We start from the raw sequence: 13,232 nt of genomic DNA, 5'->3' as shown, positions 1-13,232 counted from the left end.
AGAATCGATGCCCCCGAAGGCCGCACGGCGGGACGGCGGTTTTCTTCTGGCGACCACGGCCGAGGGCGGGGGGTCGGTCGCGACGAGGTGGGGCTATGCGGCAGCGCGGAATTCTGGTGCGCTCTGGGGTGGTTGGCGTCGGCGGACTGTTTCTGCTGACGTTCCTGACCGCCTGCAGCGGCGACGGTCCGGCCGGTTCCGCCGATCGCCTCGCGGCATCCGGCGCCACCGGCCAGGCGGCTCCGGTCACTCCTTCGGGTGGTTCGGGTACGGGCGCGATCGCTCCGACCCAGGGGCCCGAGGGGGCCGTGGGGCGGGTGGTGCTGATGGCGTATCAGAGCTGGTGGGATGCCCAGACCGATGCCTTCAGCCGGTCGGGCTCGGACGGATCCCAGCTCCGGGCGCTCTCCACCGGACTGGCCCTGAGCGGTGCGCTGGCGAGCCTGCACCAACTGCATGAGGCCAAGCTGGTGATGACTGGTGCGCCGCGCAACTCCCCAGTGGTCAAGACCCTCAATCCTATTGCTGATCCCCAGACTTCGGTGATCGAGGACTGCCTCGACGTGACGGACTGGCACCAGGCGGACTCAGTGACCAAAGCGCCGAAAGATCCGCCGCAGCGTCTCACCCGCTACATCGCCACTGTTTCGCTCCGCAAATCGGATGGCCGTTGGATGATCGTCGACTTCAAACGCGAGGTGGGCCGAACATGCTGAAGTCTGGTGTGCGAACGATGATTCGGATCGCGCTACTGCTCGCAATGACCACCGCCACGATCTCGCCCGCAATCGCCGACGGCGGCCCCACGGGCGGTGTGAATCCGTGTGCGGTGAACGATATCTGCATCGGCATCGTCGAGCCGGGCGGCAACCCGAGCCATGTGCCGGTCGGCCCCGGCGGCGGGGGCGGCAGCGGCGGTGACGGGGTGCAGATGTGCAGTTGGAACCTGCAGCAGTGGCCCTGCTGGGACAACGACCTCGGCTGGTTCAACACCTCCGACGGCTGCTACTACCAGCGTTCCGACCCGCAGCCGCCGGCCGGCGACCCCTCCTGGGGCGGGCACGATCCGGCCAGTGGGGCGGTCTACGAGGTGAACTGCCGGCTCGTCGGCGGCGGGCTCACGCCCAAACCGCCGATGTTCTTCGCCTCCCCGCCCGGCGGTGCGCCGCCGCCGGACGACCCGGTCGCGCTCGGCCGGCAGGCCGCCGACATGATCCGGCTCGCCGCGCCCGTGGTGCACGCCGCCCCCGGTGGCACCGCCCTGGTCGGCGCGCCGGTCTGGCTCTGGTATGACCGGACGGTCGGCAGCGCCGGGCCGCAGAGCGCCACCGTCCGGGGACGCCAGATCAGTGTCACGGCCACCGCCGTGCTGAAGAACGTGCACTGGGACACCGGCGACGGTTCGCCGGGCCTCGACTGCGCCACCTCCGGCACCGCCTACACCCCCGGCGCGCCGGCGAACGCGACCGACTGCTCCTACCTCTACAAGACCGGCTCGGCGCTCCAGTCGGACCACATGTTCTACCTGACCGCCGTGGCGACCTGGCACATCACCGCCACGGTGGCGGGCCGGCAGGACCAGGTCCTGGGATTCGACTACCAGGTCCCCGCCGACCGGCCGCTGCCGCTGCGCGTCGGTGAACTCCAGGTCCTGAACAACTGACCGTCCGCCACCCGTCCAGCCCCCGTACGAAAGGCCGAAGCCCGGTGGAGAACCGAACCTTCCCGTCGCCGAGCCCCGGCACCGCCACCCTTGCCCAGGAACCGGTGCGGGCGGCACCGCACACACCCCCGCGCACCCTGCGCGCCCGCCGCCGCAGGCCCGCCGTGCTCGCCATGGCGGTGGCGCTGATCGCGGCGGGCGGGCTCGGCGGCGCCGTGCTCTACAACAGCACCGGGCAGCGGATCGCCGTGCTGGCGCTGGCCCGTGACGTACCGATGGGGCAGGCGCTGACCGCCGACGACCTCGTCGTCGCCCGGATCGCCGGGGACCCGGCGCTGCGCCCGCTGGACGCCAGGGACCACGACCGCACCATCGGCCTGCGCGCCACCACCGACCTGCGGCGCGGCGCCCTGCTGCTGAACGCGGACGTCACCTCGGCCCCGGTCGTGGGGGCCGGTCAGGTGGTCGTCGGCCTGGCGGCCAAGCACAGCCAGCTCCCGGCCACCCGGCTGCAGCCCGGCCTGCGGGTGCTGGTGGTCTCCACCTCCGACGCGTCCGGACAGGGCGGCACGACCAGGACGCCCGAGACCCTGGCGGCCACCGTGGTCACCCTCGGCAGGGTGGACAGCGACGGCGGCCAGGTGGTCGACGTCGCGGTCGGCCCCGGCGACGGCGCCCGGCTCGCGGGGTGGGTGGCGGCGGGCCGGTTCCAGGTCATCCTGGCCCCGCGCGGGGGCGACACCCCGGCCGCCCAGCCCTCCTCCCCGTCCTCGCCGAGCGGGTCCGGATCCCCGTCGCCCTCCGGCTCCGGCTCCCCGTCGGCCGGGGGTGGCAACTGATGGCGGTCGTCGCGGTGGTCGGCGGCCCCGGCGCGCCCGGGGCCACCACCTCGGCGCTGGCCCTGCTGCTCGCCTGGCCGTTGCAGCCGGGCCGCCGGATCCTGCTGGTCGAGTGCGACCCGGACGGCGGAGCGGTGCTGGCCGGCGCGCTGGAGGGCCGGGTCGAGGCGGTGTACGGGCTGCGCAACCTGGCCGTCGCGGACCGTCGCGGCCTGCTCGCCCAGACCCTCTGGGAGCAGCTGATCGACCTCTCCCCGGAGGGCAACGGCGAGCGGCTGCTGCTGCCCGGCCTGACCGACCCGGCCCAGGCGCCCGGCCTCGCGTACACCTGGGAGCCGCTGATGGAGACGCTGCACGGGCTCGAACCGCAGGGCTACGACGTGATCCTGGACCTCGGGCGCTCCGGCGCGGCCGGCCCCGGCGCGGTGCTCGCCCGGCGGGCCGACGTGGTGGCCGTCGCGCTGCGCAGCACGCTGCGCGGGCTGAGCGCCGTCCGGCCCCGGCTCGCCGCACTGCGGGACGACCTGGAGGCCGCCGGGACGGGTTCGGACGCGCTGGGGCTGCTGATGGTCGCCGAGGGGCCCTACCCGGTCGCGGAGGTGTCCCGGCAGTTCGGGGTGCCGGCGCTCGGGCTGCTGCCGTACGCACCGCGCACCGCGCGGGTGCTCTCCGACGGCGGGGACACCACCGACCGGCGGTTCGTACGGTCGGAGTTGATGCGGACGGCGCGGTCGGCGGCCGACCAGATCCAGCTGCTGGTCCGGCGCCGCCGCCAGCGCCTCGCGCCGGCCGTCCCGCCCGCCGCCGGGCCCGTCGCGCCGGTGCCCCAGGTCTTCGCCGAGCACGCGCCGCCGGCGCCGGCGCCGATACCGGACTCGCACCCGCTGGCCTACCCGCAGTACCCGGCCCCCGCCGACCCCCGGCAGCCGTACCCCGGGCAGCCGTACCCCCAGCCTCCCCACCCCGAACCGCAGTACCCCGCGCCGCAGGTGCCCCAGCCGGCCGCCCCGGCGCCGTTCCCGGGCCAGCCGCCGCACCCGCAGCAGCAGATCACCTACGGGGAGGTGCTCCGTGCGCGGTAGCCCGCTGCACCAGGGCCCGGCGCAGCCCGGCGGCCCGGCGGCGCTGCCCTGGGCCGCCGCCGCGCAGCCGGTGATCCCGGCCGCCGCGCCCGTCGGCCAGTTCGCCCCCGGCCAGTTCACCCCCGGTCCGGTCCGGGCGGTGCCCGCGCTGCAGCCCGTCGGCGTCCGGCCCGCCGTGGACCAGCAGGTCGCGCGCGAGCTGAAGCGGCAGGTCGCGGCCGAACTGCACCAGCAGCTCTCCCGGTTGGCGGACGGCTCCGGCCTGGAGGCGGACCGGGCGACCCGCCGCCAGCGCGGCCGCGCGCTGATCGAGGAGGCTGTCGCCCGCTGGTCCGACGCGTACGCCCAGACCCACGGCATCCCGCCCACCCGGGACCAGGACCGGGCGCTCTCGGAGGCCGTCTACGACCTGCTGTTCCGGGCCGGGCGGCTCCAGCCGTACCTGGACGACCCGGAGATCGAGAACATCCTGATCAACGGCTGCGACGACGTCTGGATCTCCCGCGTCCACCAACCCCTGCGCCAGGTACCGCCGGTGGCCGACACGGACGAGGAACTCGTCGAACTGCTCCAGGACCTGGCCCGCCAGCACGGCGGCGGCGAGCGCAGCCTCTCCACCGCCAGCCCGACGCTGGCCCTGCGGCTGGAGGGCGGCATGCGGCTCCAGGCGCTCACCGAGGTGACGCCCCGCCCGTACGTGGCGATCCGCCGCCACCGGGTCGCCTCGGCGACCCTCACCGACCTGGTCGGGCTCGGCACCGTGGACTCGACCCTGGCGGCCTTCCTGGCCTCGGCGATCCGGGCCCGGAAGAACGTGATGATCACCGGGACGCAGGGCGTCGGCAAGACCAGCCTGCTGCGCGCGATGGCCGGCGAGATCCCGCCGGACGAGCGGATCGGCACCCTGGAGTCCGAGTTCGAGCTCTGGCTGCACACCCTGGGGCATCTGAAGCAGGTCGTCCCGATGGAGGCCCGCGAGGGCAACGGCGAACGGGTGGACGGCCGTTCGGCGGGCGAGCTGACGATCGGCGAGCTCATCCCGGCGGCGCTGCGGATGACCCTCTCCCGGATCATCGTCGGCGAGGTCCGCTCCGCCGAGGTCGTCCCGATGCTGCGGGTGATGACCAACGGCGAGGGCGGCTCGATGTGCACCCTGCACGCCCGCGCCCCGCACATGGTGGTCGACCGGATCGCCGAACTCTGCCTGGAGTACGGCGCCCACATGACCGACAGCCTCGCCTACCGGCTCACCGCCAACGCCGTCGACCTCATCGTGCACGTCGCGATGGTCGACGAGACGGCCGTCGGCGGCCGCCGCCACCGCTTCGTCTCGCACGTCCTGGAGATCACCGGCCTCGGTGAGAGCGGACGCCCGGCGCTGAACACCGTCTTCGGCCCGCGCCCGGACCTCGGCGAGCCGCGCGCCGTCCCGCACACCCCGCCGCAGTGCCTGGACGACCTCCGGCGGGCGGGTTTCGACGCGGGGATGCTCCAGTCCCCGTACGGGAGTTGGAGCACGCCGCTGGCGTTGCGGATCGGTGGGGTGCGCTGATGCTGCTGTTCGTCCTGTGCGGACTGCTGGTCACCGGCGGCGCCGTCGCCCTGGTGGCCGGGCTGGTCGGCACCACCGGCCCCGAGCCCGAGCGCAACCCGCTGGCCGGCCGTCTGCACACCTTCTGGTACGGCGCGCCCGGCACGGCCGCCCCGCAGGTCGCCCGGCTGCGCCGGATCCAGACCGCGCTGGCGCTGGCGGGTGCGCCGCTGGCCTGGCTGTTCACCCGGATCCCGCTCACCGCCCTGCTCGTCCCGCTGGCGGTCTTCGGCCTGCCCTGGCTGTTCGACGCGACCCGCTCGGACACCCGGCGGATCGAGCGGCTGGAGGCGCTCGCCGAGTGGACCCAGCGGCTCGCCGACGTGCTGCTGCTCGGCGTCGGCCTGAACCAGGCGATCCTGACCAGCCGCCGGACGGCCCCGCCCGCCCTGGACGGCGAGATCGCCGAGCTCGCCGCCCGGCTCCAGTCCCGCTGGCGTCCCGAGGACGCACTGCGCGCCTTCGCCGACGGGCTGGCCGACCCGACCGCCGACAAGGTGCTCGCCGCGCTGGTGCTCCGGGCCGGCGACAGCGGCCCGGGCCTGGCCCGCGCGCTCGCGGACATGGCCGACTCGGTCCGGGAGGAGGTCCGCCAGCGCCGCACCATCGAGGCGGACCGCGCCAAGCACCGCACCACCATCCGCTGGCTGGTCACCATCATCCTGCTGGTGATCACCGTCGGGTCGTTCAACGACCGCTACACCGCGCCCTACTCCACCTTCACCGGTCAGGTGGTGCTCGGCGTGGTGTCGGCCGCCTTCGTCCTGGTGATCGCCTGGATGCGTTCGCTCGCCAGCCACACCCCGCCGCCGCGCCTGCTGGAGCCGGACCGCCGCAGCAAGGCCGGACCGCTGCCGGACTCCGTGCCCGCCGACGAGAACGAGCCGTTGGCCAAGGAGGCCCGATGATCTCCCCCTGGGCCGTACTGGCCGGCGCCGCCGCCGCCGGCGGCCTGGCCCTGCTCGCCGCCGAACTCCGCCCGGCGCCACCGGACCTGGGCCAGGCACTGGACCGGCTGCACCGCGCACCGGCCGACCACGCCGACGACCGGGACCACCGGCTCGCCTGGTACGACCGGTTCGGCCAGAGCTCGCTCCGGCTGCCCGGCGCCCGGATCCCGGACCAGCAGCTGGCCCTGATCGGCCGGACACCGGCCCGGTTCATGGCGCACAAGCTGCTCTTCGCGCTGCTCGGACTGCTGCTGCCGGGCTACGCCTCCGCGCTGGCGGTGCTCACCGGCACCGCGCTGCCGGTGGCGCTGCCGCTGGTGCTCGGCCCGGCGCTGGCGGTGCTCGGCTGGCTCGTCCCCGACGCCATCGTCAGCGGCGAGGCCAAGGAGGCGAAAGCGGAGTACCTGCACGGCATCGCCTCGTACCTCGAACTCGTCGCCCTGGAGCGCGCCGCCGACCTCGGACCGGCGGAGGCGCTGCGCCGGGCCGCCGCCGTCGGGCGGGGCACCGTCTTCCGGCGGATCCGGGACGCGCTGGAGCGGGCCGCCACCGACCGGCTGCCGCCGTGGGACGGGCTGGACGCGCTCGCCGAGGAGCTCGGGCTCACCCCGCTCCAGGACGTCGCGGACATCATGCGGATCTCCGGCACCGACGGCGCCGCCGTCTACGACACGCTCCGGGCCCGGGCCAAGGGCCTGCGCGGCGAACTGCTCGCGGCCGACCTGGCCCGGGCCAACACCGACAGCGAGCGGATGGTCGCGCCCGGCTCGCTGCTCACCCTGCTGATGACCGTGCTGATCGTCTTCCCGGCGCTCTACCAGATGCTCAACGTCGTCTGACCCCTCAGATCCCATTCCTCCCGGAGGACCCGTCATGACCCGCTCGCGGAACCTGCTCGCCGCCCTGCTCCTGCCGCTGCTGCTGCCCGTACGCTTCGGCGTACTGCTGCTCCACTACCGGATCGGCCGGGCGAAGACGGCCCGCGCGGCGGGGGACCGGGGCGCGATCAGCATCGAACTCGCCCTCGCCGTGGTCGCGCTGGTCACCATCGCGATCGGGGTGGTGTTCGCGATCAACTCGCTGGGCGGCAAGGTCACCAAGCAGGTCACCGACCTCCCGGCCGCACCCCCCTCCCAGTGATCCGTGGCGTCCTGGACCGGCTCGCCCGCGACCGGGGAGCGATGGCGATCAGCCTCGCCATCGTCTTCCCGGCCGTGCTGACCGTGGTCCTGCTCGTGGTGCAGACCGCGCTCTGGTGGTACGCCAGCCAGGTGGCGCTGACGGCTGCCCGGGAGGGCGCCGACGCGGGCCGGATCGTGGGCGGCAGCCGGCCTGCGGCCGACCGGCGGGTCGCGGACTTCCTGCAGCGGTTCGGCAGTCTCGCCGAGCCGGCCGGGACGGACATGTCCGGCACCGACGGCACCACCTTCCACATCAGCGTCACCGTCAAGCCGTTGAGCATCCTGCCGCTGCCGGCGATGCCGGACGTCACCCGGCACGTGGACGCGCCGATCGAGAAGTTCGTCCCGCAGGGAGGGCAGCCGTGAGCAGGGCGGGGGCGGCGCGACGGCCGCCCGACTCGGGCAGCGTCGCCGTCGAGGCGGCGATCCTCGTCCCGGCGGTGGTCGCACTGGCGCTGATCGTCGCCGGAGTCGGGCGTATTCAGACCACCGGCGGGGTAGTTGATGCGGCAGCCCGTGCAGGAGCCCGGGCCGCCTCGCTGGCCCGTACCCCGGAGGGTGCCCAGCAGGCGGCCGAGGACGCCGCGCGGGGCGTGTTCAGCGAGCAGCACGTACCGTGCACCGACCTCCAGATCACCCAACCCTCGTCGGACCCGGTGACGGTGAACAACGGGGCGCTTCAGACCGTCGACGTCAGAGTGGTCTGCACGGTCCGGCTCGGGTGGCTGCTGGTGGACGGCATGCCGGGCAGCAAGACCTTGAAGGGCGAGTTCAGCTCGGTGATCGACCGGTACCGGAGCGCCGGGTGAACGACCGGCAGGGGGAGGGGAAGTGATGCTACGCCGAGGAACCGGGCGCGGAGCACCGGACGTGGGGGCGGTCTCGGTCTTCGTGGCGATCTCGATCGCCGGCCTGATGGGGTTCGCCGTCATCGTGCTGGACAACTGCGGCCGGCTGCGGGACATGGAGTACAACGACTCCATCGCCCAGGAGGGGGCCAGGGTCGCCGGGCAGCAGCTCGACGAGACGGCGCTGCTCCAGGGCGACTACCGGGTCGACCAGAGCCAGAACATCGCGCAGGACGCGGCCAACGCCTACACGGAGCAGAAGTACGGCCTCCCCTGCCAGGTGACCTTCAAGGACGACCACACCGTCGAAGTCACCATCAGCAAGAGGTACCACACCGTCCTGCTCGGGTGGGACCTCCCCGCGTCCGGGCACGGGACGGCCACCCTGGTGCACGGAGTCACGAAAGCGGAGAACGGCTGATGGCCGCGCCACGAGCAAAAGACCACGCCCACGCCGCCCGCAAGGGCGCGCCCGTCCCACCCGCCCCGCCCGGGCGCAGGCCGGTGCCGCTGAAGGCGCACCGCGGCCGGCGCACGGCCGGCTCGCTGGCCGCCGCGTTCGGCGCGCTGCTGCTGCTGGGCGCGCTGCTGGCCGGGCTGCCCGCGCTGCTGCTGTACGGGACCACCGCCGTGCTCCGGATGGGCGGTGCGAGCAGCGGCGGGTTCCTGGAGCTGCTCACCAGCCCGGACGACGGGCGGCTGTTCCTCTGGGCGCTGGTCGCGGTCGGCTGGGTGGCGTGGCTCTGCTTCGCGACGGCCGTACTGCTGGAGATCCCGGCCCAGTTGCGCGGCCGTACGGCCCGGCGGCTCCCCGCCTTCGGCTGGAGCCAGCGGCTGGCCGCCGGGCTGGTCGGCTCGGTCATCGCGCTGCTGCCGGTGGCCGGATCGGCGTTCGCCGCCGTGCCCGAGCGGGCGCCCGCCGTGTCGGCTCCGGCCCAGCTGGCCGCGAGCCCGCAGTACGCGGCGCTCCCGGCCGCCCAGGCCGCGCCCGCCTTGGCGCCCGCCGCCGCCGCGCAGCCGACCTACACCGTCCGGGACACCCGCCCGGCCGACAGCCTCTGGTCCATCGCCGAGCGCCAACTCGGTTCCGGTGACCGGTGGACGGAGATCGCCAAGCTCAACAACGGCCGCCAGATGGACGATTCGGGCGACCGCTTCGACGCGGACCGCTCCATCCAGCCCGGCTGGAAGCTGCTGATGCCCTCGGACGCCAAGCCCGACGCCGAGGCGGGCCCGGTCACCGCCGCACCCCAGCCGCCCGCCGCCACCCCGGCGCCGGGCGCGGCCGGGCGGCAGGCCACCGTGCGGTCCGGCGACACCCTCTCGGCCATCGCCGAACGGGAGATGGGCAGTTCGCAGGACTGGCCGCAGCTGTTCGAGGCCAACAAGGGCGTCCGGGGGCCGGACGGCGAGCAGCTGACCGACCCGGACGTGCTGGTCCCGGGGATGGTGCTCACCGTCCCCGGCACCGCGCCCGCGCCTGCTCCGCCCGTGGTCGCACCGCCCGTGGTGGCGCCCCCGGTGACGGCTCCGCCCGTGGTGGCGCCCCCGTCGCCCGCGCCGGTGGTGACCCCCGCTCCGGTGCCCTCGGCGGGCAGCGCGCCGATCGGCCGGGCTCCGTCCTCCGAGCCGGCGGACTCCGCCCCGCCCGCGAAGCCCAGCGTGCCCGCCAAGCCCACCGCGCCCGCCAAGCCCACCACCCCCGCGAAGGCCACCGCCCCCGCCGCCGCCACCGCGCCGAGCGGTGACTACACCGTCGCGCTCGCCGCCTCCACGGTCGGCGTCCTGCTGGCCGCCGTCATGATCGGCGCGGTGTCGCGCCGCCGTGGCGACCAGCAGCGGGCTCGCCGCCCCCGGCACCGGATCGCGCTGCCGGCGCAGCCCGCGGCCGCCTTCGAGGCAGAGCTGAAGGTCCGTCAGAGTGCGGCCGGAATGGACCTGCTGGACCGCGCGCTGCGTACGCTGGCGCGCAACACCGTGCGCTCCGGCAAGCGCCTGCCCGCGCTGGTCGCGGTCCGGGTCACTCCGGGCCGGACGGTCGAACTGCACCTCTCCGCCCCGGCCGCGCCCGTTGCGCCGTTCCGGGCCGCGCACGCCCCGAACGTCTGGTGGTGCCCGGAGGACTCCTCCGAGCTGCTCTCCGCCTCGCAGGCGGCCAAGAGCTCGGCGCCGTACCCGGCCCTGGTCACCCTCGGCTGCGCGCCCGACGGTTCGGTGGTGCTCGCCGACCTGGAGACCGTCCGGCTGATGCACCTCTCCGGCCATCCGGACGACGCCCGCGACGTCCTGCGCACGCTGGCGGTCGAGCTGGCGCACAGCCCGCTCGCCGACCGGCTGCACCTGCACCTGGTCGGGATCCCGGACGACCCGGCGATCAGCGGCCCGGCCGCCGAGCGCGTGCACCGGTACGACACCCTCCAGGAGGCGCTGACCGCCCTCGGCCCGCGCACCGCCCGCGCCCGCGCCACACTCGTCGCGGCGGAGGCGACCAGCCCCCGCGAGGCGCGCAGCCGAGGCCACGCGGACGAATCCTGGGTCCCCGAGATCGTGCTCTCCGTCCAGCCGCCCAGCGGCAACCTCCCCGCCGAGCTCGGCCGCCTGCTGGACGGGACCCCGCGCACCTGCCTGGCCGTGGTCGCCCGCGCCCCCGAGCGCGGCAGCGGCCCGGTGGCGCGCTGGACGCTGCCCAGCACCGGCCTCGCCACCATCCCCGGCCTGCACCTCGGCGTGGAGCTGCAACGCCTGAACCAGGAGCAGTACGACCAGTGGGGCGAACTGCTGCGCAGCTCCGGCGACAGCACCCAGCACCCGGCGCCGGACTGGACCCTGGACGGGCCGGGCGCCGACGCCGACACGGACGAACTGCCGCTGCCCGAACCGGTCCTGGTCTCGGTGGGCGCGCGCCGCGAGGACCCGGCGGTCCAGCCGGTCACCGCCCGGGTGATCGGTACGGGCGCCAGCCCGTTCGCGGGCATCAGCCCGGTGGCCACGCCCGAGCAGCGGTCGGTCCGGCTGAACGCCAACAGCCGCGGGCTGCACGCGGCCAAGAACCCGGAGCCGCCCGAGACCGCGCAGGCCCCGGCGGCTCCCCAGGCACCCGCGCCCCTGGCCGGGCCGCCCGCGGTACCGGCCGTCTCGCTCGTCCGGCCGCTGCCTCCCGTCCCGCCCGCCGCGGCGCCCGCCCCGGCGCCCGCCGCGCCGCCGGTCGAGCCCAACCCGACCCACGACCCGGCGCCCGCCCCCGACGGGCCGGGAGCCCCGGCCGCGCAGACCCGGCCGACGGAGAGCCTGCCGACCGCCCCGCCGGCCCCGGTCACCGCCGCCTCGGTCCGGACGGACAGCGACGACCTGCTCGCCATCCTCCGCTCCCCGGAGGCCCACTCGGCCCGGACGGCGCCCCGCATCCGGCTGCTCGGCCCGGTGGACATCCTGGGCGCCTCAGGGGCGGCGAACCCGGAGGCCGTACCCCGGCTCACCGAACTCGCCGTGCTGCTCGCCCTGCGTCCGGGCGTCGACCACGACGCCCTCGACCGCGCGCTGCACCCGGGCGCGGCCCACCTCGACCCGCACCTGGCGGAGGACCGCCCGCCGACCCCGCTGCCGGGCCGGATCGCCGAACTCGTCTCCTGGTTCGGCAGTTCCGCCGACGGCCGGGCCTTCCTGACCGGCGAGTCCGCCGACGCCCCGGACGGCTACGCGTTCGCCCCGACCGTCACCTGCGACTGGGACGAGTTCCGCAGCCTGTACCGGCGCGGCATGCGCAGCACCAGCAGCACCGCCGACGCCGCCCTCGCGCACGCCCTCGCGCTGGTCCGCGGCGCGCCCTTCGCCGAGGCCCCGGCCCAGGCGTACGGCTGGGCCGAGCCCGAACGCCAGGACATGCTCGCCGCGATCGTCGACACCGCGCACGAACTCGCCGCCCGCAGGCTCCAGTACGGCGACCACCGCAGCGCCGAGGCCGCCATCTTCCGCGGCCTCGCCGTCGCCCCGGACGTCGAACTCCTGCACCGCGACCTGTTCTACGCCTACGCCTCGGCCGGCGCCCGCGACCAACTCGTCCGCGCGGTCAACCGCCTGGACGCGCTCAGCCGCCGCACCGGCCGCGCCCTCGACCCGGACACGGTGGCCCTGCTCCGCGACCTGCTGACGGGGGGCTGACCGCCCTGGCACCATGTACGATCCGCGAATCCGTGAGCACTGCAGGCCGATCATGATCACTGTCCGAGCACATCCGGGTGATCATGAGCAGGGGTCCGAACCGTTCGAATGGATTCATCCGATGCGGTGGGTTCGTGTCAGGCTGGCGGCGGTCACCCACAGGTCTTCGGACGGGAGTTGACGAATGGCCAAGCGTGCCGCTGCCAAAGAGCCCTCGGCAGCCCGCCGGATCGCGGAGACACTGCGTGGTGAGATCCTCGACGGCCGGATCGCCGCCGGCGAGGCGCTCCCGACGGTGCGTGAGCTTTCGGTCCGCTTCGAAGCCAAGGGGGCGGTCATCCGAAAGGCCCTCCAACTGCTGCGGGCAGAGGGGAACGTGAAGCCAGGCACGGCCGGGAGGTTGTACACGCCTGGTCTCGATACGCACTGGATGTACGGCGGCGACTTTGACCGTTTCGCCGCTGTTGCCCAGCCGGACCGGCATCCCCCGCACGACCACCCGTAGGCCGACGGATTGGTGCTGCCCGAGGGCCTGTTCCCGGATCGCTCATGATCGCTCGACACGGCGACCGTCGGCGAGTGCTCACCGCGCAGATACCCGCAGGTCACAACACCGAGATTGCTCACGGAATCGTGGACCCTACACACCAGTAACCTCAACTTCGTGCCGGGCCGGACCGTGCCCAACCACGTCACCACGCCGCTCGGCGCCGACGGCGCCTTCGACGTCCACAACTCCAGCGGTGACACCCAGGTCGTCGCCGACCTGTTCGGCTATTTCCACCCGTAGCCGGCAGGTCGGCCGGTCACGCACCGCGCGGCACGGGCCGGACCGGCCCGTGCCGCGCGGTCTTTCAGCTCCTGCCGTGTCGAGAGCTCCTGCCGTGTCGAGGCGGAGCCCTGTGTCCCGGGTCACGCGG

14 protein-coding genes are annotated in these 13,232 nt (G+C 74.8%); all 14 read left to right on the top strand.

What is annotated here, in order from left to right:
* Window positions 1–95: 95 nt before the first annotated feature.
* The 14 genes from ABD330_RS20215 to ABD330_RS20150 all read left to right on the top strand — a co-directional run bounded on the left by ABD330_RS20215 (window position 96) and on the right by ABD330_RS20150 (window position 13,102).
* On the top strand, window positions 96–716 hold the full coding sequence (locus ABD330_RS20215; RefSeq protein ID WP_344467079.1) for a hypothetical protein: 621 nt from the start codon (window positions 96–98) through the stop codon (window positions 714–716).
* Window positions 717–760: 44 nt separating this feature from the next.
* Window positions 761–1,663: a hypothetical protein gene (locus tag ABD330_RS20210; protein ID WP_344467077.1), complete on the top strand. Its 903-nt coding sequence runs from the start codon at window positions 761–763 to the stop codon at window positions 1,661–1,663.
* A gap of 44 nt (window positions 1,664–1,707) precedes the next feature.
* Window positions 1,708–2,502: an SAF domain-containing protein gene (locus tag ABD330_RS20205; RefSeq protein WP_344467075.1), complete on the top strand. Its 795-nt coding sequence runs from the start codon at window positions 1,708–1,710 to the stop codon at window positions 2,500–2,502.
* Window positions 2,502–3,584, top strand: coding sequence for a CpaE-like family protein (locus ABD330_RS20200; RefSeq protein WP_344467073.1), 1,083 nt, complete (start codon window positions 2,502–2,504; stop codon window positions 3,582–3,584). Before ABD330_RS20205 ends, ABD330_RS20200 begins: the two co-directional genes overlap by 1 nt.
* Entirely contained in the window at window positions 3,574–5,136 is a 1,563-nt protein-coding gene (locus ABD330_RS20195) for a TadA family conjugal transfer-associated ATPase (protein WP_344467071.1), read from the top strand. The genes ABD330_RS20200 and ABD330_RS20195 overlap by 11 nt, the downstream gene beginning before the upstream one ends.
* Entirely contained in the window at window positions 5,136–6,083 is a 948-nt protein-coding gene (locus tag ABD330_RS20190; RefSeq protein ID WP_344467069.1) for a type II secretion system F family protein, read from the top strand. Before ABD330_RS20195 ends, ABD330_RS20190 begins: the two co-directional genes overlap by 1 nt.
* Entirely contained in the window at window positions 6,080–6,964 is an 885-nt protein-coding gene (locus ABD330_RS20185; protein ID WP_344467067.1) for a hypothetical protein, read from the top strand. Before ABD330_RS20190 ends, ABD330_RS20185 begins: the two co-directional genes overlap by 4 nt.
* 34 nt (window positions 6,965–6,998) lie before the next feature.
* Entirely contained in the window at window positions 6,999–7,265 is a 267-nt protein-coding gene (locus ABD330_RS20180) for a hypothetical protein (RefSeq protein WP_344467065.1), read from the top strand.
* Window positions 7,262–7,672 (top strand): TadE/TadG family type IV pilus assembly protein, encoded by a 411-nt coding sequence (locus ABD330_RS20175; protein WP_344467063.1) that lies wholly within the window; start codon window positions 7,262–7,264, stop codon window positions 7,670–7,672. The genes ABD330_RS20180 and ABD330_RS20175 overlap by 4 nt, the downstream gene beginning before the upstream one ends.
* Window positions 7,669–8,115, top strand: coding sequence for a TadE/TadG family type IV pilus assembly protein (locus tag ABD330_RS20170; RefSeq protein ID WP_344467061.1), 447 nt, complete (start codon window positions 7,669–7,671; stop codon window positions 8,113–8,115). Before ABD330_RS20175 ends, ABD330_RS20170 begins: the two co-directional genes overlap by 4 nt.
* 25 nt (window positions 8,116–8,140) lie before the next feature.
* Window positions 8,141–8,575 carry a hypothetical protein gene (locus tag ABD330_RS20165; RefSeq protein WP_344467059.1) on the top strand — a complete coding sequence of 145 codons (435 nt, stop codon included), beginning with the start codon at window positions 8,141–8,143 and terminating at the stop codon, window positions 8,573–8,575.
* Window positions 8,575–12,312, top strand: a complete 3,738-nt coding sequence (locus ABD330_RS20160) for a LysM peptidoglycan-binding domain-containing protein (RefSeq protein ID WP_344467057.1) — start codon at window positions 8,575–8,577, stop codon at window positions 12,310–12,312. Before ABD330_RS20165 ends, ABD330_RS20160 begins: the two co-directional genes overlap by 1 nt.
* Before the next feature lie 184 nt (window positions 12,313–12,496).
* Window positions 12,497–12,817, top strand: a complete 321-nt coding sequence (locus tag ABD330_RS20155; RefSeq protein WP_344467055.1) for a GntR family transcriptional regulator — start codon at window positions 12,497–12,499, stop codon at window positions 12,815–12,817.
* A 159-nt stretch (window positions 12,818–12,976) separates the two neighbouring features.
* Window positions 12,977–13,102, top strand: a complete 126-nt coding sequence (locus tag ABD330_RS20150) for a hypothetical protein (RefSeq protein ID WP_344467053.1) — start codon at window positions 12,977–12,979, stop codon at window positions 13,100–13,102.
* Window positions 13,103–13,232: the final 130 nt, after the last annotated feature.

Origin of the sequence: Kitasatospora kazusensis, from assembly GCF_039529945.1 — a bacterium.
Lineage (GTDB): Bacteria > Actinomycetota > Actinomycetes > Streptomycetales > Streptomycetaceae > Kitasatospora > Kitasatospora kazusensis.
The sequence above is the reverse complement of the archived record's forward strand: the minus strand, read 5'-3'. Positions and strand labels throughout refer to the sequence as shown.

Excerpts from the sequence above, each read along its gene's own strand:
- ABD330_RS20215 (WP_344467079.1), top strand. The coding sequence starts at position 96 with ATGCGGCAGCGCGGAATTCTGGTGCGCTCTGGGGTGGTTGGCGTCGGC.
- ABD330_RS20210 (WP_344467077.1), top strand. The coding sequence starts at position 761 with ATGACCACCGCCACGATCTCGCCCGCAATCGCCGACGGCGGCCCCACG.
- ABD330_RS20200 (WP_344467073.1), top strand. The coding sequence starts at position 2,502 with ATGGCGGTCGTCGCGGTGGTCGGCGGCCCCGGCGCGCCCGGGGCCACC.
- ABD330_RS20190 (WP_344467069.1), top strand. The coding sequence starts at position 5,136 with ATGCTGCTGTTCGTCCTGTGCGGACTGCTGGTCACCGGCGGCGCCGTC.
- ABD330_RS20185 (WP_344467067.1), top strand. The coding sequence starts at position 6,080 with ATGATCTCCCCCTGGGCCGTACTGGCCGGCGCCGCCGCCGCCGGCGGC.
- ABD330_RS20180 (WP_344467065.1), top strand. The coding sequence starts at position 6,999 with ATGACCCGCTCGCGGAACCTGCTCGCCGCCCTGCTCCTGCCGCTGCTG.
- ABD330_RS20165 (WP_344467059.1), top strand. The coding sequence starts at position 8,141 with ATGCTACGCCGAGGAACCGGGCGCGGAGCACCGGACGTGGGGGCGGTC.
- ABD330_RS20160 (WP_344467057.1), top strand. The coding sequence starts at position 8,575 with ATGGCCGCGCCACGAGCAAAAGACCACGCCCACGCCGCCCGCAAGGGC.
- ABD330_RS20155 (WP_344467055.1), top strand. The coding sequence starts at position 12,497 with ATGGCCAAGCGTGCCGCTGCCAAAGAGCCCTCGGCAGCCCGCCGGATC.